General features: G+C 42.6%; 14 protein-coding genes. 8 read left to right on the top strand and 6 right to left on the bottom strand.

Translation table 11 applies throughout. The annotated features are described in order from the left end of the window. The first annotated feature begins 1 nt into the window (after nt 1). Nucleotides 2-1,810, top strand: coding sequence for an AMP-dependent synthetase/ligase (locus HMPREF1532_RS07370; RefSeq protein WP_005927063.1), 1,809 nt, complete (start codon nt 2-4; stop codon nt 1,808-1,810). 71 nt (nt 1,811-1,881) lie between these two features. Here HMPREF1532_RS07370 and HMPREF1532_RS07365 read toward each other — a convergent pair whose 3' ends face one another. After that, nucleotides 1,882-4,803: a M16 family metallopeptidase gene (locus HMPREF1532_RS07365; RefSeq protein WP_005927060.1), complete on the bottom strand. Its 2,922-nt coding sequence runs from the start codon at nt 4,801-4,803 to the stop codon at nt 1,882-1,884. A gap of 132 nt (nt 4,804-4,935) precedes the next feature. Here HMPREF1532_RS07365 and prfB point away from each other — a divergent pair. The 7 genes from prfB to HMPREF1532_RS07330 all read left to right on the top strand — a co-directional run bounded on the left by prfB (nt 4,936) and on the right by HMPREF1532_RS07330 (nt 16,482). Then, nucleotides 4,936-6,055, top strand: a protein-coding gene (gene prfB / locus HMPREF1532_RS07360; RefSeq protein ID WP_122282116.1) for a peptide chain release factor 2 whose coding sequence is annotated in 2 segments (ribosomal slippage) — nt 4,936-4,998 and nt 5,000-6,055 — 1,119 coding nt in all. Because the reading frame shifts where the segments join, the coding sequence is not laid out codon by codon here. A 73-nt stretch (nt 6,056-6,128) separates the two neighbouring features. After that, nucleotides 6,129-6,263, top strand: coding sequence for a hypothetical protein (locus HMPREF1532_RS21920; protein WP_005927054.1), 135 nt, complete (start codon nt 6,129-6,131; stop codon nt 6,261-6,263). 80 nt (nt 6,264-6,343) lie between these two features. Further along, nucleotides 6,344-8,626 (top strand): helix-turn-helix domain-containing protein, encoded by a 2,283-nt coding sequence (locus HMPREF1532_RS07350; RefSeq protein WP_244266409.1) that lies wholly within the window; start codon nt 6,344-6,346, stop codon nt 8,624-8,626. A 492-nt stretch (nt 8,627-9,118) separates the two neighbouring features. Continuing rightward, on the top strand, nt 9,119-13,321 hold the full coding sequence (locus HMPREF1532_RS07345) for a glycoside hydrolase family 95 protein (protein ID WP_005927048.1): 4,203 nt from the start codon (nt 9,119-9,121) through the stop codon (nt 13,319-13,321). A 192-nt stretch (nt 13,322-13,513) separates the two neighbouring features. Continuing rightward, nucleotides 13,514-14,575 (top strand): porin, encoded by a 1,062-nt coding sequence (locus HMPREF1532_RS07340; protein WP_005927044.1) that lies wholly within the window; start codon nt 13,514-13,516, stop codon nt 14,573-14,575. A 97-nt stretch (nt 14,576-14,672) separates the two neighbouring features. After that, nucleotides 14,673-15,140, top strand: coding sequence for a CYTH domain-containing protein (locus HMPREF1532_RS07335; protein WP_005927041.1), 468 nt, complete (start codon nt 14,673-14,675; stop codon nt 15,138-15,140). Between the two features lie 46 nt (nt 15,141-15,186). After that, a complete protein-coding gene (locus tag HMPREF1532_RS07330) occupies nt 15,187-16,482 on the top strand; it encodes an MgtC/SapB family protein (protein ID WP_005927038.1) in 1,296 nt (431 codons plus the stop codon). Between the two features lie 92 nt (nt 16,483-16,574). On the opposite strand, the gene HMPREF1532_RS07325 is transcribed toward HMPREF1532_RS07330, so the two are convergent. The 5 genes from HMPREF1532_RS07325 to HMPREF1532_RS07305 all read right to left on the bottom strand — a co-directional run bounded on the left by HMPREF1532_RS07325 (nt 16,575) and on the right by HMPREF1532_RS07305 (nt 25,120). After that, entirely contained in the window at nt 16,575-17,570 is a 996-nt protein-coding gene (locus HMPREF1532_RS07325; RefSeq protein ID WP_005927035.1) for a DUF5689 domain-containing protein, read from the bottom strand. Nucleotides 17,571-17,598: 28 nt separating this feature from the next. Further along, nucleotides 17,599-20,340 carry a TonB-dependent receptor gene (locus HMPREF1532_RS07320; protein ID WP_005927033.1) on the bottom strand — a complete coding sequence of 914 codons (2,742 nt, stop codon included), beginning with the start codon at nt 20,338-20,340 and terminating at the stop codon, nt 17,599-17,601. Between the two features lie 15 nt (nt 20,341-20,355). After that, nucleotides 20,356-21,390, bottom strand: coding sequence for an endonuclease/exonuclease/phosphatase family protein (locus HMPREF1532_RS07315; protein WP_005927031.1), 1,035 nt, complete (start codon nt 21,388-21,390; stop codon nt 20,356-20,358). A 12-nt stretch (nt 21,391-21,402) separates the two neighbouring features. Further along, the gene (locus HMPREF1532_RS07310; protein WP_005927029.1) at nt 21,403-22,596 is read right to left on the bottom strand and encodes a DNA/RNA non-specific endonuclease; all 1,194 of its coding nucleotides are present in this window, start codon (nt 22,594-22,596) and stop codon (nt 21,403-21,405) included. 130 nt (nt 22,597-22,726) lie between these two features. Then, nucleotides 22,727-25,120 carry a DUF5689 domain-containing protein gene (locus HMPREF1532_RS07305; protein WP_005927027.1) on the bottom strand — a complete coding sequence of 798 codons (2,394 nt, stop codon included), beginning with the start codon at nt 25,118-25,120 and terminating at the stop codon, nt 22,727-22,729. Between the last annotated feature and the right edge of the window lie 770 nt (nt 25,121-25,890).

The raw sequence follows: 25,890 nt of genomic DNA, 5'->3' as shown, positions 1-25,890 counted from the left end.
TATGACTTATCATCATTTATCTGTCTTGGTTCATCGTCAGGCTGAAAAGTATGGCGAAAAGACAGCGCTCCGATACCGTGATTACCAGACCGCACAATGGATTCCCATTTCATGGAACCAGTTTTCTAAAACTGTCAGGCAAGCTGCTAATTCTTTGGTAGCACTCGGTGTACAGGAGGAAGAGAATATCGGTATTTTCTCTCAAAATAAACCGGAATGCCTTTTTACGGATTTTGCGGCTTTTGCCAATCGGGCGGTGACCATCCCACTGTATGCGACGAGTTCTCCCGCACAGGCACAATACATTATCAACGATGCACAAATCCGTATTCTTTTTGTAGGCGAACAATTTCAGTATGATGCTGCTTTCAGTGTATTCGGTTTTTGTCCGTCGTTGCAGCAGATTATCATATTCGACCGTTCTGTGGTAAAAGACCGGCGTGACGTATCTTCCATTTATTTTGATGATTTTCTGGCAATGGGTGAAGGATTGCCTCATAATGATGTGGTGGAAGAACGTACTTCACGCGCTTCGGAAGACGATCTGGCCAATATTTTATATACTTCCGGTACGACGGGAGAGCCCAAAGGAGTCATGTTGCATCACTCTTGCTTCCTTGAAGCTTTCCGCATTCATGATATTCGTCTGGTGGATATGTCGGACAAAGATGTGTCGATGAACTTCCTGCCATTGACTCATGTGTTCGAGAAGGCTTGGAGTTATCTCTGTATCCATAAGGGAGTACAGATATGCATCAACCTCCGTCCGGTGGATATTCAGATGACGATTAAGGAAATTCGTCCGACTCTGATGTGTAGCGTACCGCGTTTCTGGGAGAAAGTTTATGCCGGTGTACAGGAGAAAATAGCCGAAACTACCGGTATAAAGAAAGCGTTGATGCTCGATGCTATCCGTGTAGGTAAGATACACAACATAGATTACCTGCGTAAAGGAAAAACGCCTCCCCTGATGCTTCATTTGAAATATCAGTTCTATGAAAAAACAGTTTATTCATTGCTGAAGAAGACAATCGGTATTGAGAATGGTAACTTCTTCCCGACGGCCGGTGCGGCGGTTCCTGATGAAATTTGTGAATTCGTACATTCGGTAGGAATTAATATGCTGGTTGGATACGGACTTACCGAATCTACGGCAACCGTTTCATGTTTTCAGAATTCAGGGTATGAAATCGGTTCGGTGGGTACTGTAATGCCGGACGTGGAAGTGAAGATCGGTGAGAACAACGAGATTCTGCTGCGTGGAAAGACAATTACCAAGGGGTATTATAAAAAAGCGGAAGCTACGGCTGAGGCTATCGATAAGGAGGGATGGTTCCATACAGGCGATGCCGGCTATCTGAATGGAGATTGCTTGTATTTGACAGAACGCATCAAGGATTTATTTAAAACGTCCAACGGGAAATATATATCTCCGCAAGCGTTGGAGACAAAGTTAGCCATCGATCGTTATATCGACCAGATTGCGATTATCGCTGATCAGCGTAAATTTGTATCTGCATTGATTGTGCCCATGTATGGTTTTGTGAAAGATTATGCAAAAGAGAAAGGTATTGAATATAAGGATATGGAAGAATTATTGCAACACCCGAAAATTATCGGCTTGTTCCGCGCCCGTATCGATACATTGCAGCAACAGTTCGCCCATTATGAACAAGTGAAACGCTTTACACTTCTACCGGAACCGTTCAGCATGGAAAGAGGAGAACTGACAAATACATTGAAGTTGAAACGCCCTGTAGTAGCTAAAAACTACAAGGAGGTGATAGACAAGATGTACGAGGAGAGTTGAAAGTTGAGAGTTGAAAGTTGAAAGTTAGGCTGCGCTATTATGCTGCATAGTAACTTTCAACTTTCAACTAATTAGTATCCGAAGATTTCCTCCTGTGTCAGTTCCCGAATAGGTCCTACTTCTTTCAGTTTTTCCATATCCAGTTCTTTCTTGTCACCGAGGATGCAGTATGTATAGGTGCGTCCTTTTATCCATTTCTTCTGAAAATCGGTTACGTCTTTCAACGTCATGTTCTGTGCATCATTATAGAGTTTGATACGGCTATCTACATTCTGTCCCAAGTCTTGGGCATTGATATACGACCAGATGATGTCGCTTTTGATGATACGTTCTGTGCGCAGACGGGCGATAAGTCCTTCTTTGGCAAGCTTGAAAGCAGCTTCGGATTCCGGCATATTATTGATGATGTCGTTAAAGACTTTGATGGCATCGATCATTTTGTCGTTCTGAGTTGCTATCTGAGTCTGCAACATATACGGGTATTTCAGATAAGACGGACGGTTCAATCCGGCCCATGCAGAATATGCCAGTCCGCGACTTTCACGCATTTCCTGGAAAACGATAGAGTTCATACCCCCACCGAAGTATTCATTATACATCTGGCGGGACGGTTCGATCATCGGATCGAATTTATCGCCACGATTGGATAGTTGGGTCATATAAATCTGTTTTGCTTCGTAAGGTGCGATAAAGATTTGGGTAACCGGTGTTTCCAGACGTGGGAATTCATTGCCTACAGGAATTTCTTTCAGCTTTTTGGGCGCCTGGTGATTTTTGTTGATGATAGCCAATAGTTCTTTTTCGCTTGTTGGCCCATAATACAGAATGCGATGTTGATAACTGTTCTGATTGTGGATACGGTCTATTAATTCCTGTGGATCCATGTTCTGTAGTTCGGCCTCTGTCAGAATATTGGTAGCCGGAGACTTCGGACCATACATGCCATAGCTCATCAGGCGACGGAAATTCTGCATTTGGTTCAATTTGGCATCTTTACGGGATTTCAGAATATCTGCCACCATATTGGTGTATGCCTCTTTGTTGACTTGTGCATCTGCCATCAGCTTTTCGAAAAGCTTCATTGCTTCGGGCATGTTCTCGTTCAGTCCCGACAGTAAGACATAAGTACGCTCGTTGCCCGGGACTACCCGGAAAGTACATGCCAGACGATAGAATTCGCTTTTTAATTGTTCCGGAGTCATGTCGGAAGTACCTAAATAATCAATGTAGTCGAATGCCGTACCGAGCACTTTATCATTGTTATTGCCCATATCGAATACATAGATCAACTGGAAAAGATCGTTGCTTGTGTTCTGTTTGTAGAGTACGGGGATATTCGATTTGGCTTTCAGTTGGCTGAGGTCTTTCTTGAAATCGAGGAATACAGGTTCGATCGGTTTTACGTTACTATTTTGTATTTCACTCAAGAAGCCGCTGGTTACGTCACGATTCATTACGATCGGTGTGATAGACGGTTTGGTCATTTTCTTCTCGTTAGGATCTTGCCCTTGCTTTTTGTAAATAGCGGCATAATTCTGATCCGTCAGATATTTATTGGCAAAAGCGACGACATCGGCTTTGGTCAGTTTTGCCATACGGTCGATGGCGGTTACTTCGTCTTCCCATTTGGCACCGTTGACAAAAGCATTCACAAACATGTCTGCACGTCCTTCATTACTCTCTAACCTCTGCATCTCATAGAGCTTGAAGTTGTTAATGTTGGCTTGTAGCATCTTTTCGTCAAAATCTCCGGCGCGAAGTTTGCTGATCTCTTCAAGTAACAGATTTTTTACATCGTCTAATGTCTGTCCCTGTTTGGGACGTCCCTGTAACATCAGTGCTGAATAGTCTGCCATGTCTAACGGATAACCGTAAGCCTGCAATACTTTCTGTTGCTGGTTGAGGTCGAGGTCGATAAGTCCGGCTTTGCCATTATACAGAATCTGCGATACCACTTGCAGCGTTTCAAATTCTTTGCTGGCGGCTCCCGGAAATCTCCATGCTAATGTCAGGCTTTCGGCATCCGGTCCCAGTACTTCTCGCACGATCGGCGCCGTGATCGGCGTCTCTTTCGGCAGGTTTAATTTCGGCAAGTTCTTGTTGGGCTTCAAATGACCGAAGTACTTATCGATGGTAGCGATCATTTCATCCGGATCGAAGTCGCCCGAAAGGCAGATAGCCATGTTATTGGGCACATACCATACCTTGTGATAATTTTTGATATTGGTGATGGAAGGGTTTTTCAAATCTTCCTGTGTTCCCAATACGGTCTGGGTGCCGTAAGGATGATGTGGGAAAAGGGAAGAAAGCACTGTTTCGTATACCTTGCGCGGATCTTTGGTCAGCGACATGTTTTTCTCTTCGTATACCGTTTCCAGTTCTGTGTGGAATCCACGGATGACGCAATTCTCAAAACGGTCTGCCTGTATTTTTGCCCAGTTGTCTATCTGGTTAGAAGGAATGTCGTCTTCATAAACCGTCTGGTCGAAAGAGGTATAAGCATTGGTACCGGTAGCACCGATGGCAGCCATCAGCTTGTCATATTCGTTGGGGATGGCCAGTTTGGAAGCTTCGTACGACAGGCTGTCTATCTTATGGTAAATGGCGGTGCGCTCTGCTTCATCGGTGGTTTTCCGGTATATTTCGAATTGTTGCTCGATCTGGTCCAGCAACGGTTTTTCGGCTTCATAGTTTTGTGTTCCGAACTTTTTGGTTCCTTTGAACATCAAGTGTTCAAAATAGTGAGCCAGCCCGGTGGTTTCGGCAGGGTCATTTTTACCACCTACACGTACGGCGATATACGTCTGTATGCGTGGTTGTTCTTTGTTGACGGTCATATAGACCTTCAGCCCATTGTCAAGTGTGTAAATACGTGCTTTCAACGGATCGTTGGGCACTGTCTCGTAGCGGTAATCTTTGAGAGAAGCGCTGCTTACACTTGCCGCCATCAGAAGAAATAGCGACAGGCAGGATAATTTTAGTAGTTTATTCATATAATGATAACAATTTAGTTATGAAAGCAAAGGTAGCAGAATTTTGTTTATCTTTGCACCCTTGAGACTAATAAAATGATTGGATAAAGTAACTTCAATCGTAAATTGTAAATCGCTAAATTATAAATCGAAATGATTACTATTGAACAGCTTAAAGACGTGAAAGAGCGCACTGATGCGCTGAGGAGGTATCTTTGACATCGACGGGAAGAAAATTCAGGTCGAAGAAGAACAATTAAGGACACAAGCTCCGGGTTTCTGGGATGACCAGAAGCGTGCCGAAGCGCAAATGAAGAAGGTGAAAGATCTTCAGAAATGGATTGAGGGTTATAATCATGTCAGGACACTGAGTGATGAACTGGAACTGGCTTTCGATTTCTATAAAGACGATCTTGTCACCGAGGCGGAGGTGGACGAAGGATATGCCAAAGCATTGGAAGCGGTTGAGAATCTGGAGCTGAAAAACATGCTTCGCGGTGAGGCCGATCAGATGAGTTGTGTTCTGAAGATAAATTCCGGTGCCGGTGGTACGGAGAGTCAGGATTGGGCGTCCATGCTGATGCGTATGTATCTGCGCTATGCCGAAACGAATGGCTATAAGGCCACTATTTCTACTTTGCAGGAAGGTGATGAGGCAGGTATCAAGACCTGTACCATCCAGATAGAGGGCGATTATGCCTACGGCTATTTGAAAGGGGAGAATGGGGTACATCGTCTGGTGCGTGTTTCTCCATATAATGCACAAGGAAAACGAATGACCTCTTTTGCTTCGGTTTTTGTCACTCCGTTGGTTGACGACAGTATCGAAGTGAATATCGAGCAGGCACGTATTTCCTGGGATACTTTCCGTTCGGGTGGTGCCGGAGGTCAGAATGTAAATAAGGTGGAGTCGGGTGTGCGCTTGCGCTATCAGTTTAAAGACCCTTATACCGGTGAAGAAGAGGAAATCCTGATCGAGAACACCGAAACCCGTGACCAACCTAAGAACAAGGAAAATGCCATGCGCCAGTTGCGTTCTATCTTATATGATAAAGAGCTACAGCACCGTATGGCCGAACAGGCAAAAGTGGAAGCAGGAAAGAAAAAGATAGAATGGGGGTCGCAGATACGAAGTTACGTATTCGATGACCGCCGTGTGAAAGATCATCGCACTAATTATCAGACTTCTGACGTCAATGGAGTGATGGATGGAAAGATCGAAGACTTCATTAAAGCCTATTTGATGGAATTTTCATCCGAGGAACAAAATTAATTCTCTTCTTCTTTAGTTGGTTTGAATAATTATTCTTAGCTTTGTTAGCGTTGAACTTTAAAGCTAAAAACATATGGGTAAGAATAAGAAAAAAGTAACACACACCAAAAAGGAGGAAGAACAGGCAAAACGTGTGATCAAGATCATTTCTATTTCACTCGTCATTTTGGCACTTGCCATGATTATAGGTTTTTCTTTCGTGAGTTGAAGAGCAGATTTTACAATTAATGGAGGCTGTGCGGTTTGAGTACAGCCTCCTTCTTGTTTATTCTTTATAATGTTTGTAGAATGTGTAGATATTTCCTGTTGCTTTTCGTCTTTTATCTGTTGTCCGGTTTTAATGTACTGGCCGGGAATATTACACATTATCAGATATATACCACGGCCGATGGACTGTCTCACCGCGTTGTCCGGGATATTTTGCAAGATAGGAAAGGATATTTGTGGATGGCTACTTGGAATGGGTTATGCCAATATGACGGTTGTGAGTTTTCTACTTATAATAAACTGGATGACGGGCAACTGATCGGAAGGCTCGGTTCGATAGCCGAAACGGAGAATGGAGGGATTCTTTGCCGGACACCACAAAATAAATGTTATCTGTTTGATCCGGTAACAAAAAGATTCTCCGTGCCGGCTTCTCAGGCTTTCCCTAAAAAACAGATAAAGAATCCATATGTTTTAAAAGCGGTACAAAATGGTATAACGATCTCCGATAGCAGGAACACATTTTTCTTATCCGTACCTACCAAGAAAGATTTAAGCACTACTTTGCATGCTTCCTGTACCGATCGTAATGGTAATTTGTGGGTCAATTGCAACGATGTCCTTTATAAGATAAGTTTTCCAAATGAGCAGTACCAGTACTATACACATATACAGGATACGGATTCTCCTATCTATGCGACGGAGATTCGTGCTTTCTTGCATATGGAAAAGGAATTCTGGCTGGCTGGTAAGAATGGACGGATCTACATGTATGACCTGCACCGGAATTTTATCGGATATTTATCTCCCCGGGGAGATATACAAAGAGAACCTGTCTCTTTTGGGGCAAACATTTATTCGATGGAATTACGGCACGGAAATGTCTGGATGGCGAGTAAAGGGGGCGGACTGTTTATGCTTACTCCAAAGGAAGAAGGCCGGTATGAGATTCGCCGTTGGACTGATTTTGAGGGAGATTCCAGTATTTATTCGTTTGCTTTTGATGACCGGCAAAATCTTTGGATAGGAACGTACCATAATGGATTGTATAAGATAGCCTGGCAACCTAACTACGATTCTCTTCCACAGAGGGTGGATACGGTTGCCGGAATAAGGCATATCACTATGATTGATGGTCATATAGCGGTGGCTTCCAAGAAAGGATTGTTGATATACGATAAGGACGGACGATTGGAACAACGGTTGTGCCACTACGATTGTTCTTATATATATGCCGCACAGGATGGTACGGTCTATGTTTCAACGATGGGCTTCGGATTGCATAAACTCGTTATCCGAAATGGCAAATGGGAATTGGAATCTTTCAAAATACCCTCCGTCTCATCGGAGATCGTTCTGTCTGTTGCAGAAGATACGGACGGGGTTCTTTACTTTATTAAGGATGATTCTTTTTTCAAATATTCGGCAGGCCAGCAGGTCCAGATTTTTGGGAGTAATTATTTTGGCAGGAATATGACCTTTTCAGAAGCGGCGGCTTTTATCCGGGAACGTACTCTTTGGGTGGGGACAGTGGATGGCTATCTTACCATGCATTTGAATGACTTGTCGAAAAATAATCCCTCCTTTTGTTGGAAAGAAATTCTTGTAGATACATTACATCTACACACGGATATAACGGAAATAGAGGCATCTGAAGGGCAGGAGATCCGCATTTCCCCCATTGTGTTGGATTATGGCTATATGGGGAAAATACAGTATAAATATCGGTTGAATCCGGATTCCGTTTGGATACCTTTGGCGGAAAGAGAGCCGATTGTTCTGAACGGGCTTAAAAATGGGGAATATTTATTAGAGGTACAATATACCGATAGCAAAGGAATTTGGAGTGCAGAGATTACTACTTTGTCTATCGATATCGATCCGCCGTTTAAGAGGAAAATGTTGTATGCCGGATTCGCCGTCGTATTACTTGTATCGCTCTGTTTGGTCATTTATTATAGGAAAAGGCGGCAGCAGATAAATTTCGATATATCGTCCGGAACAGTGGACGGGCAAACAGTCGGTTTGAAAGAAGAGGAAGATGAGCGATTTCTTCGCAAAGCAGAAGATTTTGTCCGGCAAAATATAGCCAATGATAATCTTACAGTCGATTTCTTAGGAGAGTATTTGGGACTCAGCCGTTCTTTGTTGTATCGGCGGATGAAAGAAAGTGTGAATAAGACTCCTGCACAATTTATAAAGGATATTCGGATAAGGGAAGCGGAACGCTTGTTGAAGTCGCAAAAGTATACGATTGCGGAGATAGCGGACATGACTGGTTTTTGTGACCCGAAATACTTTAGCCGGGTTTTCAAGAAAGAAACCGGCAAGGTGCCTACTACTTATTTGAAAGAACAGGAATAATTGGGCAATGCGCCAATATGCCAATATACCAATTGGCTGGCTGTCATCATTGATGATGGTTATTTTAAAGGTTGAACTTGATTTTGGGAAAACTTTTATTTCACATGGTTTTTATATCAGGTTGAGGCTGTTAAGCTTTTCCATTGGGAGGTAGACTATTTCTTCCGAAAGGAGGATTATTTCATTGCTAATTTTTGTTCGGTTTTGAAGGGGTATGTGATACTTTTGTAGATAACTTGTTTATTGTTAGTTCGTTATCTTTTTGAAGCCTGATGTTGGTTGGTAAAAAGGATTTGTATTTGAGGGTGTTTGAAAAGGGGACTTTTGAGGTGTGATTACTGCTGTTTTTGATCAATAAATCGAATTTATAAATATTGGTTTTTATGGGTGGATATATGATTTTACCCTTTTTTAGAAACGTTTTTACCCGGTTGGGGAGGTTTTCGTTGGATAACTTTGCCTCATGGTTAACTATTAAAATGTATTTTATCCATGAGAAAACATGTACTGATGAAAAGTTTACTGCTGTTAGTAGTAGGTCTGTGTACCGGAAATATGTCGGCACAAGATCTTAAGTTATGGTATGATCGTCCTGCCGATTATTGGGTGGAAGCTTTGCCCTTGGGAAACGGGCGGTTAGGAGCAATGGTTTATGGTATCGCTTCACAGGATACTATTCAGATTAACGAGGATACCTATTGGTCGGGTAGTCCTTATAACAATGCGAATCCGAATGCACTTACGCATTTGGAAGATATCCGGAATTATATTAATAATGGTGAGTATGCAGAGGCTCAAAAGTTAGCATTGGCTAATATTATTGCAGACCGGAATATCACCGGTCACGGGATGATTTATGAGTCAATCGGTAATCTGTTGCTCGATTTTCCCGAAAACCACAAAACACCGTCTAATTATTATCGTGAATTGGATCTTTCCAATGCGGTTGCCAAAATAACCTATACGGTAGATGGGGTGAACTATACCCGTGAGTTTTTTACTTCATTGGCAGATCAGTTGATTATTATTAAAATTTCGGCTGACCAACCGGGCAAGGTGACTTTTAAAACCTCTTTTGTCGGCCCGTTGAAAACAAATCGTACCAAGGTGACTGTTAAGCTGGTGGAAGGAGCCGATAACATGCTGTCTGTTTACACTGAAGGTGGGAAAAAGACGGAAGAAAATATTCCTAATCTGTTGCATGCCCATTCATTGATAAAGGTCGTTGCTGATGGAGGTAGTCAGACGGCGGCAAACAGTAGCTTGAATGTTACGGATGCCAATAGTGCTTGTATTTATATCTCGACAGCTACCAATTTTGTTAGTTATAAAGATATCAGTGCCGATAGTGAAGCACGTGCCAAAGAGTATCTTGATAAATTTGACAAGGATTACGAGCAGGCCAAAGCGGATCATATTGCGAAATATCAAGAGCAGTTCGGACGTGTTACTCTGAATCTGGGCAATAACAGTGAACAGGAAAAGAAACCTACCGATGTACGGATTGAAGAGTTTTCTACAGTAAATGATCCTTCATTGGCCGCCTTGTATTTTCAGTTTGGGCGTTATCTGCTTATTTCCAGTTCACAGCCGGGAACACAACCGGCTAATTTGCAGGGAATCTGGAATCCGAATGCCGGGCAGTATCCGGCGTGGGATAGTAAATATACGGCCAATATAAATGTTGAAATGAATTATTGGCCAGCCGAAGTCACGAATCTGAGTGAATGTCATAATCCTTTTTTGCAGATGGTGAAAGATGTCAGTGTGACCGGAGAAGAATCGGCCGGTAAAATGTATGGTTGTCGCGGATGGACGCTTCATCACAATACGGATATCTGGCGTTCTACCGGGGCGGTGGACAAATCGGCATGCGGTGTGTGGCCTACCTGCAATGCTTGGTTCTGTTTTCATTTGTGGGAACATTATTTGTTTACTGGAGACAAAGAGTTTTTGGCAGAGATCTATCCGGTTCTGAAGAGCGCCAGCGAATTTTATCAGGATTTTCTGATTACAGATCCGAATACCGGTTACAAAGTTGTGTCACCCTCCAATTCTCCGGAGAATCATCCGGGATTGTTTTCGTATACCGATGATAGTGGTAGCAAACAGAATGCGGCTATTTTTAGTGGGGTGACCATGGATAATCAGATGGTATACGATCTGCTTCGCAACACCATTGAGGCTGCTGAAATATTGAACACGGATAAAGGATTTGTTGCCGATTTGAAAGAGTTGAAAGAACAGTTGCCGCCGATGCATGTAGGTAAATACGGACAGTTGCAGGAGTGGCTTGAAGATTGGGACAGAGAGAGTTCCGGACATCGTCATGTCTCTCATTTGTGGGGTATGTTTCCCGGTACTCAGATTTCTCCCTATACTAATTCTGCCCTGTTCCAGGCTGTAAAGAAGTCATTGGTAGGACGTGGGGATGAGAGCCGTGGGTGGTCTATGGGTTGGAAAGTTTGTTTGTGGGCCCGGTTACAGGATGGTAATCATGCCTATCAACTGATTCAGAATCAGTTGAAACTGAAGGATCCGAATGTTACTATTTCGGATGCGAATGGAGGAACTTATGCCAATATGTTCGATGCACATCCGCCTTTCCAGATAGATGGTAATTTCGGGTGCTGTGCCGGTATTGCAGAGATGTTGGTACAGAGCCATGACGGGGCTGTGCATTTATTGCCGGCGTTACCGGATGTATGGTCGGAAGGTAAAGTAACCGGTTTGAAAGCCAGAGGAGGATTTGAGATTGTGGATATGCAGTGGAAGTGGGGTAAAATCGTATCTGTAACGGTTAAATCCGGCATAGGAGGCAATTTGCGTTTGCGCACTGCTACTCCTCTGAGACCGGGAGATAGTTTCACGATGAAGGTAGCAGAGGGTGATAACAGCAATTCACTGAACAGTGTTTATGAAATACCCGAACCGGTAATTAAAGATATTACCAAGATTCCCACACTGGATTTGGTAGAAACCACTGTGTATGATATTGAAACGGAAGCCGGGAAGACCTACACATTTGTTCCTGTAAGTAATATTTACGAATGGACAGGTGCCGAATCAAATTCTTGGAATCAGCCTAATAACTGGAATCCTGCCGGGACACCGAAAGAACAGGATCAGGGAATTGTGGCTCATGGCACGATAGATTTTGACGGGGGAGATTTTGCCGGTAATATCACTCTTGAAGAGGGAACGACAGCATTGGTTTCTGCTGCTTCGAATCTGAAGGGAAAATTGTCTTTCAACGGTGCAGTAATAAAAAACAGATCGGAAGGGGCAACTTTAACTACCGGAGGCATCTCATTGATGTCGGATGTGACTGCGGAAGTGGCCGGTAATCTCGTTCTTATAGGAAATATAGATGGCGAAGGCACTTTAAGCAAAACAGAAACCGGAAAACTGTTTATACAGGGAGTGAATGATACCTGGACCGGAAATCTGGATATAAAAGCAGGTGAGGTAACTGTCCATGGTAAGAATGCAGCCGGAACCGGTAATATCGATGTTGCTGTGGAAGCCGGACTTCGATTGGCAGGCGGTGATTGCCTGTATCACAAAACCAAACTGAATATTGCCGAAGGCGGTAAATTAATTCTGGATACGGATGCTTCTTTGAGTGAGGTATATACCGGTGGTAAATTATTGGCAGAGGGAACGTATACTGCTACTAAATTGCCAGCCTATCTGGAGGGAGAGGGTACTTTGACGGTTGTCCATCCTAATTATGCTTTTCAGTGGACTCCGCAGGCAAATAAAAATTGGGAGGTTGCCGCCAATTATACTCCGGCTATTTTACCGGTTGAAGGAGATACTATTCTTGTTGATTCCGAAATAGAAGCATCAACAGATAATTTTCCGGTAGTGATGTATCTTAATGCTAATAACATTCGTTTGAGAAAAACAGTCAGTAAGATTAAAGAACTCTATATGGCAGGCGGTACGAGTATGAGTTATGCCAGTGGCAGCAGCGATTTCGGTTGGAACAGTCCTGTTCATATCAATGGGGAAGTATCGTTTAAACTAAGTGGCGGTGGTACGGTAAATACGCTTACACTACAGGGAAATGTAGATGGAAAGTCGACGGTTACTGTGGCAAATGATGCAAAAACGGTGAATAGTGCCATTCTTGTGCTGAAGGGTGATAACAGTGGTTTTACCGGTGTTTGGAGTATTACCAACAGTCCACGTACCGAGGGATCGGTAATTGGGGTACAAGGAGATGCCGCATATGCTTTGGGCAATGGTGAAATACAAATTGGTAAGGGTAATCGGGTGGTCTTTAACCATGTGGGAGCTGCCGGTGACTGTGCTGTTTTAAAATTGAATGAAGGAGGAAAGGCGGTTATGAATACAAACGGCAGTGTAGCCGAACTGTATCTGAACGGTGTAAAACAAGTGCCCGGAACGTATAGTGTCGGCACTCACCCCGGTTATTTCGAAGGAGATGGGACTCTGACCGTACTGAATGCTACCGGTATTGGAGATGTGACTACGGAAAATTTTGTTTATTATCGGAAAGGCCACCTCTTTCTGTCGGATAGTTGTGAAAGTGTAGCTGTTTTTGATCTGGAAGGAAAGCAGTTGTTCCAGGCGAATCATCAGAAAAATTGTCGTGTAGTACTTCCGAATGGCGTTTATCTGGTTAAGGCGGATAATCGGGTTGCGAAAATAATGGTAGCCGAGTAAGATGAATGGAAGCGTCCTGTGAGGGGCGCTTTTTTTATGATATATTTGTCAATACTGTTGGTTGTTGTCTGATGGAACTGTTATTGTACTTCGTAATCTATTTGTAATGTGTAATACATTTGTAACCTGTTTGTCATAAGGGTGTATGGGGGCATCGTTACTTTTGCACCAAAATATTAAGTTATAAACCTGATGAAAATATTGGTTACGATTGGGGCAGGATTACTGCTGACGACAACAGCTTTGGCACAAGTAAACGAAGAAGTGGTAGATGGGAAAAAACTGGATAAGGAGAAGATGGAATTGCACGACTATTTACCGGCAATCCATGGAACGATCCGTGCAAAATACGAATATCAGACGGCAACTGACGAAAGTCGTTTTCAAGTACGGAATGCCCGTTTCAGCTTGACAGGCAATGTGCTTCCGATCGTGGCTTATAAAGCGGAAATAGATCTGTCCGATCAGGGAAAAATCCGTATGCTGGATGCTTATACTCGTATTTTCCCAATAAAGCATGTCAACTTTACAATCGGACAGATGAGGGTTCCTTTTACGATTGATGCGCACCGTTCGCCGCATGTACGCTTTTTCGCTAACCGTTCGTTTATTGGAAAACAGGTTGGTGATGTACGTGATGTCGGGGCCACTCTGGCTTATACACGCAAAGATGCATCTTTGCCGTTTATCCTTGAAGGCGGGTTGTTCAATGGCTCCGGACTGACAGAACAGAAGGAATGGCATAAAACATTGAATTATTCTTTGAAAGGGCAACTTTGGTTTGCGAAGGGATGGAATCTTACGCTGAGTACCCAAATGATGAAACCTGCCGAGGTACGCGTCAATATGTACGATGCCGGAATTTATTATGAAACTGATAAATTCCATATAGAAGCGGAATATTTGTATAAGACGTATGGACATGACGCTTTTAAGAATATGCATTCTGTCAATAGTTTCGCTATTTATGATATTCCGCTTCGCTGCTTTTTTCATAAGATGTCTTTTCTGGCACGTTATGATATGATGACGGATCATAGTGATGGAATAACAACGTCTGAAACGGAACCGAATAAGTTGGCCATAACCGATTATGCACGCCATCGTGTGACAGGCGGTTTGACTTTCAACTTCTCCAAATCTTTTATAGCCGATATACGCTTGAACTACGAAAAGTATTTTTATAAAAGTGGAGGAATACCCGATCCGTCCGAACAGGATAAGTTAGTGATTGAATTTATGACACGGTTTTGAGTTGTATGATTTATGAATGATGATTTAGGAGCGATGATGCTGGAAAATAAATTAATTTCATTGTTCATTATTCATTATTCATTCCTACTTTTGCAGCATGGCACAGGAAATTGAACGTAAATTTCTCGTTTCGGGAGATTATAAATCGCAGGCTTTTGCGCAAAGTCGTATTATACAGGGATACATAAGCAGTGCCCGGGGAAGGACGGTACGGGTACGAATCCGTGATGGTAAAGGGTATCTTACTATTAAGGGGGCTTCTAATGCTTCCGGAACCAGCCGTTACGAGTGGGAGAGAGAGTTGCCGTTGAACGAGGCCGAAGAATTGATGAAACTTTGTGAGCCGGGAGTGATTGATAAAACCCGTTATTTGGTCCGTAGCGGGGCGCATGTTTTTGAAGTGGATGAATTTTATGGTGAGAATGAGGGGCTTGTAGTGGCGGAAGTTGAATTGAGTACAGAGGATGAAGCTTTTGTGAAGCCTGCTTTTATCGGTCAAGAGGTGACGGGGGATGTCCGTTACTATAATTCACAGCTAATGAAAAAGCCGTATACAATCTGGTAACTCTAAAAATAATCTGTATATTTGTTCGCATTCAAAAGAACAGTGTATGGAACAATTATATAATTATCTGCCGCGCGAGTTGGTTACCTTTATTTTGGTGACTTTATTTTCTCTTCTTATCGGTTTGTCGCAGCGTAGAATCAGTCTGAAACGAGAAGGAGAAACCACGCTTTTCGGTACAGACCGTACTTTTACTTTTATCGGTATATTGGGATATCTGCTTTATATTCTTGATAAAGCAGATATGCGTCTCTTTATGGGGGGCGGTTTGATTTTGGGGATATTGCTCGGGCTGAACTATTACGTCAAGCAGTCTCAATTTCATGTTTTCGGGATTACTACTATTATAATAGCCCTGATTACTTATTGTATTGCTCCCATTGTAGACACGCAGCCATCGTGGTTTTACGTGATGGTAATTGTGACTGTATTGTTACTGACAGAATTGAAGCATACCTTTACTGAGTTTGCCCAGCGTATGAAGAATGACGAGATGATCACTCTTGCCAAGTTTTTGGCTATCAGTGGAATCATTTTGCCGATGTTGCCCGACAAGAACATCATTCCGGATATCAATCTGACTCCCTATTCCATATGGTTGGCTACGGTGGTGGTTTCCGGTATCTCGTATCTGTCTTATCTATTAAAGCGTTATGTGTTCCGTGAGTCGGGAGTATTGGTTTCCGGTATCATCGGCGGATTGTATAGCAGTACGGCCACCATCTCTGTATTGGCACGTAAAAGCCGTAATGCGCATTCCGAACAGGCTACGGAGTATGTGGCTGCCATGTTGTTGGCTGTAAGTATGATGTTCTTGCGATTTATGATACTTATTTTTATTTTTAGTCGTGAGATATTTGTCAGTATCTATCCTTATTTGCTTATTATGGCTTTGGTAGCTGCTGCTGTTGCCTGGTTTATTCATTCCCGGCGGAAGAAAACGGATGGTACCGAAAGTCTGGATGAAGAAGAGGACAGCAGCAATCCGTTGGAGTTCAAAGTTGCTTTGATCTTTGCGGGGTTATTTGTCGTTTTTACGGTGCTTACTCACTATACTTTGATTTATGCCGGTACGGGAGGGTTGAATCTTTTATCGTTTGTTTCCGGTTTTAGTGATATTACTCCTTTTATCTTGAACTTGCTGCAAAATACGGGCAGTGTGGCTGTGTTGGTTGTTACGGCTTGTAGTATGCAGGCTATTGTGAGCAATATTCTGGTGAACATGTGTTATGCCTTGTTTTTTTCCGGGAAAGAGAGTAAGCTGCGTCCGTGGATTTTAGGAGGATTCGGGTGTGTAGTGGCAATAAATGCTGTGTTGTTATTGATTTTCTATCTATTGTAATCCGTTGATATTTATGGGAATAAAAAAGTCCGGGCGATGTACACCCGGACTTTTTTATTTTCGGAAATTTATTTCTTTATTGAGCATTTCTATCAGAATTGAATATCGTTCATGCTATTTACCAGTAGTTGGTATTTGATAAATCCTCCTGATTTTGATGAATACTTTGTGTAAATGGCTGTAATATCCCCTGTCTTTCCATTTTCCGGCAACGGTTGAAGTGCGAAGTTTGCATAACCGCTTACACGTACAATGTAATTACCTGTCGAGGTAGGATTGCCTTCGTTGTACGAGAACCAGGACGAACCATAGTAGCGCTGATTATTATAACTATACGCATAAGTCGGTGTCAACCCTTCTTCTTCATAATACTTATTGGTATAAACGGCCGTAGTTGAACCACCCGGATAAGTCGTTTCTAAATATTGGGGGTATTTGTCGTCATCGAATGTTCCTGCTCTGTATTCCAGACCTTCGAAACGAACGAGACGGCCTAAGGCATCATCGTTGAGTTCTGTCTTATAATTGGTTTTATTTACAACCAATGTATCACTTTGGCTTAACTCTCCCAAAGCACCGGTAAAAATATGGGCATTAACCAGTAGTTGGGTTTCAAGATTACGATTGGCATATCCTTTGGCAATATCCGCTTCTGTCGGCATTCCACCCACACTTAACATATAGCGGTAACAGCCAATTGCCAGTCCTTTGGTCTTTACGAATATTTCCTGTCCGGGATGATAAAATACATAGTTGCTAACCATTAGCTTCAGTTCGATAGCCGATTCTGAATCTTCATCATAAATATATACCGATTTATAAACGTTGCCTGCCTGGTCGCTTGAGATTACTTTACCATGGATAACGTAATCTTCTGTGATCTCAAGAGTCTTGCCTAAACTTGCGGCACCGTTGCCGTATACATCGTAGAATAGTTGCTTGAAGTCTTTGATCGAGATCAAAGTTTCATTGGCAAAATCCTCTTCAGTCCATACTTTCGCCGGAGCTGGATCGTCAAAGTCGTTATAGCAGCTCGTAAAGCCTAATACGATCGCTGCCATCATGCATATTTTCAATATTTTGTTCATAGCTTTCATTTTTTATTCGTTACGTTACTTAGAACCGGAAATAAATATTCATATAATAGGTCGTACCGAACATATAGAAATATTTCGAATCGAACGGCTGGTACGTCTGATAATTTTCATCTTTGTTCTTGAGTAGACGTACTTGCTCATATCCACCTGTCTTGATATCCTGATTATTGAGCAGGTTCTTTACTTCAAGGCTGAATCCAAGTGTATAGATCCGGTTGATGTACCAGTTCTTACCGATGCTGGCATTGAGGACACAAGCCGGATCGAACTTCTCCTGATGGCGTAATTCGCGGATGTCTTCTTCTGTCATATTACGTGATAAAACAGCGTCCGTACGGTAGAGCGGGCTCATGGACAAATACATATTGTTGTAGTAATTCAAGTCTACGGAAGCATAGAGGTTTTTACGGCTGCGATAAGATAAACCGATGTTCATAGCTGTCTGCGGAGTGCTTTCTACACGGAAGTTTTTCCAGTAGACCTTACCTTGATTTTTGATTTCGCCACTGTTATCCTGTATCTGTACATAGTCGGGATTGGAATCATAAGTAAACTGCCCCCAACTGATAGCTCCGTTCAAAGACAATCCTTGATAAAGAGGTATAGAAGCAGCTACTTCCAGACCGAAGTGACGCTTGTCGATACCGCTCATTGCAAAGTTAGAGAAAGTGGACTCCACGTCATCATAGTACGACAGTACTTTTGTCTGATCCATGAACTTCGTATAATAACCGGATACACGTGCCTTGATATCTCCTATACGCAGGTTGTAGGATGCGTCTACACCGAATACTTTTTCAGCGGAGATACCCGGAGTAACGGAGTTACGCGTACGTGGAGATACGAATGCCGCCTGGAATGCCGGCGCATCCTGCATATAGATAATACTGGCATCGATAGAGTGGGCTGCCGAGAATTTATAATTGAAATTAGCTTTCAGTTTATACGTCAGGTAATTCAACTTTTGGGAGTCGCCTTGTGAATTATCGAGGAATAACCCCTTTTTCCATAAACCATGGCGCCACAAGGTAGAGTGTCCCACCTCACCACCAAGGTTGATACCAATACCTTTGAAACTTGTTTCATACATAGCCCAAGCGCGAGCGGTGAGGTTATTGCCATAATAGTCATAACTGTATTTGTCTCCTTCTTTGGCTGCACGGGCATGACCGTATTGCTGGTAATAATCCATATCATTCTGGTAAGGAACCGGATTAAGACCACCCATGTCACGTTCTGCAAACTTGTCTACATCCACCCAGTAATCACCGCCTAATAAGTCTTTTACTTCGCTGTAATATTCAGTACGGTTGCGACGAAGGTTCATCCCGCCGTTGATTTTGGAATTGTTGCGTAGTTGGTGTGAGAATTGTGTATAGAAATTCCAGTCCAACTGATCGGTATGGCGTTCTTCGATCATGTTGATGGCACGGCGTCCGGAGCCATACAGCGAGTTCTCCGGCTGATTACGGTTGATGTCATACAACTGATCCCAATTGATGTGGCGTATGTTGTCTGTATTGGTGCGCCATGCTTCGTCGAGCCATGCACCGATTTCTGTGCCATTGTAGAAACTCGGCAGATAGCGATAGTAATCGGGACGTGGGTCCGGACCACCATACCATGTCAGTGCAGAATAACCATTCTTTCCGAAACGTAAGGAACTGGCAATATTCAATTGAGAACGATCGGTGATATCGAACGTATAATTAAGCATTGCGATGGGCTCGTGATAATTACGTACACGTGCATTACGGCGTTTGCCGTCCTGCCATCCCCAGTTGGGGTTATAGTAATTGTTGCCTACCAGGTCATACGCTTCTTGGGTAGAGGCCTGTTGTGCTCCGCGCTCCGTAGGAGTACCCAAAACAGTTAGTCCTAAACGATGTTGGGTGTTAAACTGTTTTTCGACGGCTGCAAAGTAGCCGAAAGCGTTATAGAAAACGCCGTCTACGTAAGAATTTCCTCCTTGACGGGTTGAAACGGAAAAGGCATATGACCAGCCGTTGTCCTGTTGCCCGGATGAATAAGTTAGCATGCCACGGAAACGATACATAGAATTACCGTTTACTACACTGGCACGTAATCCTTTACGCATTTGTGAAGGGCGGGTGTTGATATTGGTCGTACCGGCAATGCCACCGATACCCATATCACCCATATTTAATCCGGAGGTGATTTCTTGATTACGGGTAGCGTCATTCAAGCCGCTCCACAATGACCAGGGAGTATATCCCGTCATAGCATCGTTAAGCTGGATACCGTTCATATAGACATCCGAATATTGTGAATCGTAACCACGGACATTGAAGCGCATCTCACTGAATTTATAAGATGCGATGTTATTGAAAACATCTTTTGATGCGGACAGTGATGAAGGTAATGACTGGGCATCATCCAAAGTCTCAGTATCGAACTCTGCAAATACGGCATCGTCCAACATCATTGTGTTTTCGGGTACCATGATTACGAGATTGATATCTCTCATCATTTGGTCTACACGGACGGCAATGGTCAGCAATTCGAATTCGGTTGCTTCAAAAGTAAGTGAGTATTCGCCTTTCGCCAATTTATCAATCTCAAAATTACCGGTTGCATCGGTTGTTGTCGTAATATCGCCGGGTGTTAAGGTGACCTTTACACCATCGATAGCCGCACGCGTTGTACGGGAAACGACTTTACCTTTAACACCGCCACCCTGTGCAAAAGCCGTCAGCGAAGCCAAAGATAACACCATAATCAGAAATGTTTTTATTCTCATAAATATTGAAGATTTTTATTTACCTATATAGATATATACGGGGAAGTGATCACTGAAACCTCCCTGAAAATTATTGCCCACATATGTACGCAACGGATATCCCTTGTATTGTCCCTCTTTTTGCACCATGTATCGTTGCTTAAAGATATTGCCATAGAATTTGGAGCCGGGTGCTTTCTGAAGCTGGAGCTTACCGGTCGAACCTTTAGCCAGATTCTCACTCATGACAATGTTGTCGAAAATATTCCATGCATCACCATAAGCCAGTGAACCGAATCCGGCTTTCAGCATGTCTGCATATGGATTGTACATATCTCCCTTCTTGAGATCTTTCAGTTTGAATTTCGCACCCAATCCTTGAGCGATGCTCTTGTCTGTCGGATCATCGTTAAAGTCTCCCATTGCAATGATTTTGGTGGCCGGATTTGCCCGTAACACGGAGTCGGCAATACTGCGCATTTGTTCTCCTACCGCGATGCGTTTAAACTCCGAAGCTTCTTTGCCTCCCAAACGTGAGGGCCAGTGTGCTACCATGAAGAAGAAAGGCTCATCTTCGATCGTTCCCCACATGGTAAGGATATCACGCGTTTTGAAATGGGGTAGCGAAGGAATGACTGTTTTTACGGGATACTGTCCTTCTATTTTGAACACATCCGGTCGGTAAAGGAATGCCACATCCACACCACGTGCTTCCGGTGAATCAAAATGGGCGATTCGGTAATTAGCCGGTGCCAGTTTGGGCGTTGCTACGATGTCTTCCAGCACGCCTCTGGTCTCTACTTCGGAAACACCGATTACAATCGGATAATTCTTATCGATGGCTGCAATATCAAAAAGTACTCGCTCTGTGTTGTTGAGCTTTTTGTTATATTTGGCTGTATTCCATTTCTTGGGGCCATCAGGAGTGAACTCGTCATCCAGAACTTCGGGATCATTGATTGTATCAAAGAAGTTCTCGAGATTATAGAAAACCACCTTATAAGGCTTCTGTGCGAAACTGAATGAAATCAGTAACACAAAGAAAATAGAAGGAATCAATAGCTTTTTCATATGCCAGAGTTATTAGTTAATTCCCCACTGCGTAGGGTTATTTTGTTGTTTTACAGAAGCGGATACTTGTGGGAAAAAAGTGAAACCGGTTTTGGCCTCGATATCGGCAACTTTAGTGCAAATAGACCGGGGAATATCCTGTCCGTAGGATTTATGTTCCACCCAGAATCCGATAGAAATCAGCTCGTCTGCCGAACAATCTTTGATTGCTTTGCCTGTCGAACCACTTTTGGTACGCAATAATACCTTATAGTAGTTTGACGGGAGTGATACAATGTTGCCGGCTCCGTCGTACGTCGTCGCATTTGAATCGAAATACACACCGGTTACTACATATAAAGTATCGGAGCATTTATTGTTGCGAACTTTGTTTTCAAGATTGGCCCACATATCCTGATTGAGTCGGTTCAATTGTGGAGTCATATTCGACATATAGAATGTTTGAGCATTCAATTCATTAGTCGCCAGACGGTCTGCGGAAGGTAATTGATGCCCCCGGTCATAGCTACCTCTATACGACTTGTCTATGCAGTTTGCCTGATAGGCTATGGGGATGATGGGGTCAAACGCCCATGCGTCTGTCCGCTTGCCCGATCCTGTCAGATAGGCATTATGTATCGGATAGGCAACCCATAATGCGGCCTTCTTCGTCTTGTCGAAGCAAATGGAGTAGTTACGGACTGTTTTATTGTTACTTAATGGCCCGTAATGTGTAACGTATTGATAATTTGCATTCTCTTTACGTTCCGGCAGTTCTACCCATGCTCCGAAAGCCGGTAAGTTCTGTTGCGATTCGGCCATTTGAACGAGGCTGAAGGTTTGGGGTTCTTCTCCTGCAAACCGAAGAGATAGTTTAGCCTGGCGTTGCTCTCTCCCTGTGTTGGATTTATAATATACATACAGTACATTTAATCCGTCATTTATGGTGCCATGTTTGGAAGAGTTGGCATAATCTTTACTGCTGAACGAGAACCATCCGCTTCCTTCGGTGATTTCTGCATCCCATTCAGTTCCTGTTGTACCTGTTATGATAATTGCTGATGATCCTTCGGATGAGCTTACCGTTGAAGAAACTTTCCAGTAGGCATCATTCGGGCTTTGTGCTACTTCCGGATCATCACTGCTACAAGAACCTACGCACAGTATCAACACTGTAAGCAAAGCGGTATGTATCGCAGTTGTATAATATTTATGAATTGATGTCATTTATAAATTGTTTTAAAGCCTCTCCCCAGCCTCCTCCGTGGGAGAGGGAAGCAGATACTCTTGTTTATTAATTAGTTATAAAACTAACTTGGCTCCCTCTCTCGCGGGGAGGGCTGGGGAGAAGCATCAATTACTCGTAAGTGAGTTCCCATTTTGTAAACTGGGCGTTATGAGAGCTACTAATATAGATTCTATATTTAGTATTGATGGCTGTTCCTGTTAAATTGTAAGTATAATCCATGTTACCATCTGCCTGATCCCATTTGATCGCTTTTCCACCAGGAATTTCCGTGTTAGAACCGTCTACGATAGCTACCATGACGTTGGTAGATGCTCCGCTACGTGTGGTAGCGGTAACTTTGGTTAACTTTTTGTCTGCGATAGCCGGTAATTCGATGTAGGCTCCTTGTTTTCCGTTTATTATATAAGGAACATTACTGTTCATTGCTTGATAATAACCATTCCCGGTTGAACCTGCAAAAACATAATCGTAACCACCGAATGAGAATGTTTGGGCTTCTACTTTTATTTCCGTTTTTAATTTAGGGAATGTACTTGGATAATTGGCTGCGTTTGTTAAATCTACAGAAATTACTGTTTGGTTTCCACTACCTTGTCCAGAAACGCTTACGGGCACAGTAACTGTATTACCGTTAGTAAGTGAAATGGACAACGTTTGATTTTCAGGATCTGTACTGTTGTTTGCTTCTGCTACAACTGTGATTTTATTACCATCTACTGTAGAAGATAATATACCGCTTAATCCAGTGGCAGAGATAGTATTACTTCCTTGATTAGCTATCTCAACATCTAAAACTTGGGTACCGCCTGTGGCTGGGAAACTCACAGGAGAAGGAGTCACTTTGATAATTGTAGGATCTGTAGAGTTAAAACCGATAACATCTTGCAGGTTACGCGGTACGAGTTGACTATTGTTTTTATAGACTGCCGCCAAACCAGTGATGTCGCTTTCTGTTTTTACAAATGGCTGATTGGCAAATGCCGGTGAGTCTTCTTTACAAAATACAGCGAATGTAATGCCACCCGCAGTGAAAGCATGAGTATCTTGACTTCCCCAAATACCGGCATTTTCAGGTGTTGCATTCTTTATCGTTACTGTCATTCCTTGATATTCTGTAAGTTTATCTGCGGTAATGATAATTGGAGTGATAGCTGCTGTTCCTATTTTTTCAACTTTTGCCCAATTGTCAGTTTGAGAACCGGTTACTTCGTACATACCATTGTAGTTTACTGTTTTAGCAAGGCCTTTATAAAGAGTGACTTTTACTTTATCTCCCTGCGTAAGTTGTAATGTAGCTGGATCTACTTGACTTCCGAAGAGAGTAATACCATTGCCTGCCGCAGTTGCTCCTTCCGTTGCGAGAACAAGGTTGTTATTCGTATAGTTTCCACCTTCCGTATTGCTTTGTACAACAGCTTCGAATGTACGGTCAGTGGTAGCATCTACTGGAGTCTGCGTAGTAGTCATCATTCCTATAAGTTCAGGAATGGTAATTGGTTTTGTTTCTCCCGGTTCCGGTGGAGTAACATTCCCTAAATCGATTTCCTGACCTCCATTACCTGTGGACAAAGTGATGTCGTCAAGACGGATAGCGGATGCTGCTAATGCAGTGAATTTAATGTATAATTTGGCTGAAGTTTGTTTAAGTGTGAAGTTTGCCGTTGCAAAAATCCAGTAAGGTGTTTCGGCATCGCCATTATTTTTAGTGTAAGTTACGGGAACCCATGTATTGCCATCCCCGCTCAGTGATACTGTGAACTTACTCGGATCGAAGGTGTTGTCATAATCGGTAGCTCCTTCTGCTTTGTATGAATAGCTTGCACCAAACGTCAGTTTTAGATTGGTTTGTTCAGTTGTCAGTGCAATGTCACCGATAACAAAATCTGCGGGTAGTGTACCGAAAAAGACAACATTGGGACCGGAAGCTCCGTCATAGGCACTCGGATTATTGTTGGGCAATCCACTGGATCTAATGGTCGCTTTCTGACCGGAATATGTTACATTGGCGGCTCCGATACCGGTTTTAGCCCATCCTTCATATGCATCAACATAGGGATAAGGGTTTGTTACGGTAGTACTACCCACTGTTTCGTGATAAATTACTTCTGCCGGCACGATATTACCGCTTGTAATTTTCACCGTTTCTGTCATCAATGGCCCTACTTTATTTGAAATTTGAATATCGATGTTGGCTTCATCGTTGATTCCTTCCGGGATGCTAACTTGAATGGTGGCACTGCCATCGCCTTCAGTTGCGGAGAGAGTAACCCAAGATTTGTCATCTTTCACTGTTGCCGTCCAATGACGGTTGGTTAAGATCTCAAAAGATGCTTGGCTTCCTTCGGCAGGAACGCCATCTGTGGTAAAGATCAGACTTGTAGGAGAAACTTCCAGAAAAGGAGCTTCTGTGTCATCATTGTCATCGACACAACTTACAAAAGTTGCTGTGGCAATCAGGAGTATTGTCCCAAAAAACAACTTCAGAAAATTTAGATTCTTCATTGATGTTAAAAAATAAAAGTTAATATTCGTGGCATATAATATATATTTTTTGCCACAATTGAGTAGGCAAAGATATATTATTGAGCTGAATAAACAAAGGTTAGTAATCCTATTTTATATTACATTTTGGTTAATTTTTTGCTGTAAAACATGTAAAAGACTGAGGCAAAGTGACTATTTGATAATGTCTCTCCTGTGATTACTCTATATTGTGTATAACAAATGAAAAAACAAAAGGTTTTTATTTCTTGAAGATGTTCATTATTGCTTGACTTTTTTTGTTTTTTTAGTCATATGGTTGTATTCTTTTATTTTTATTGAAAATAAAGTTTTTGATATAGAAAATAGAAGAGAGTGTTTGATTGCCGAATAGGATTCTTGCGCCTTTTTTGTCTTTATTTATTGTTGCTTTCTAAGTGAGGAATATTGCTGTATTAGTCCTTTTGGTTATGAAAATGTGATACAAACAGCAAGATGGATAATTGCTTGGTTATTAGCTCTTTATGTTGGTGCCGTTTTCCTCTATGAGAAAGAGGGTGAAACTCGTAGAGAAACGACTCGTTCCTCTACGACCAACGGGATGTCTCTCTACGACCAATAGATCGAGTATTTCGTTTAATGAGACAAATGTTATTGAAGAAAACTATTGTCCTCTCTTGTATTTGTTTGATTAAATTGTTTTTTTATTCTTATTTCCCTTAGTTTGAAGTTTGCATATTATATGTAGAAAATGGACTTTACATCATATTTTGGTAAGGGTGCTACTTTGA

The organism is Bacteroides salyersiae WAL 10018 = DSM 18765 = JCM 12988 (genome assembly GCF_000381365.1).
GTDB classification, from domain to species: Bacteria; Bacteroidota; Bacteroidia; order Bacteroidales; family Bacteroidaceae; genus Bacteroides; species Bacteroides salyersiae.
This window is presented reverse-complemented; position numbering and strand designations above follow the sequence as displayed.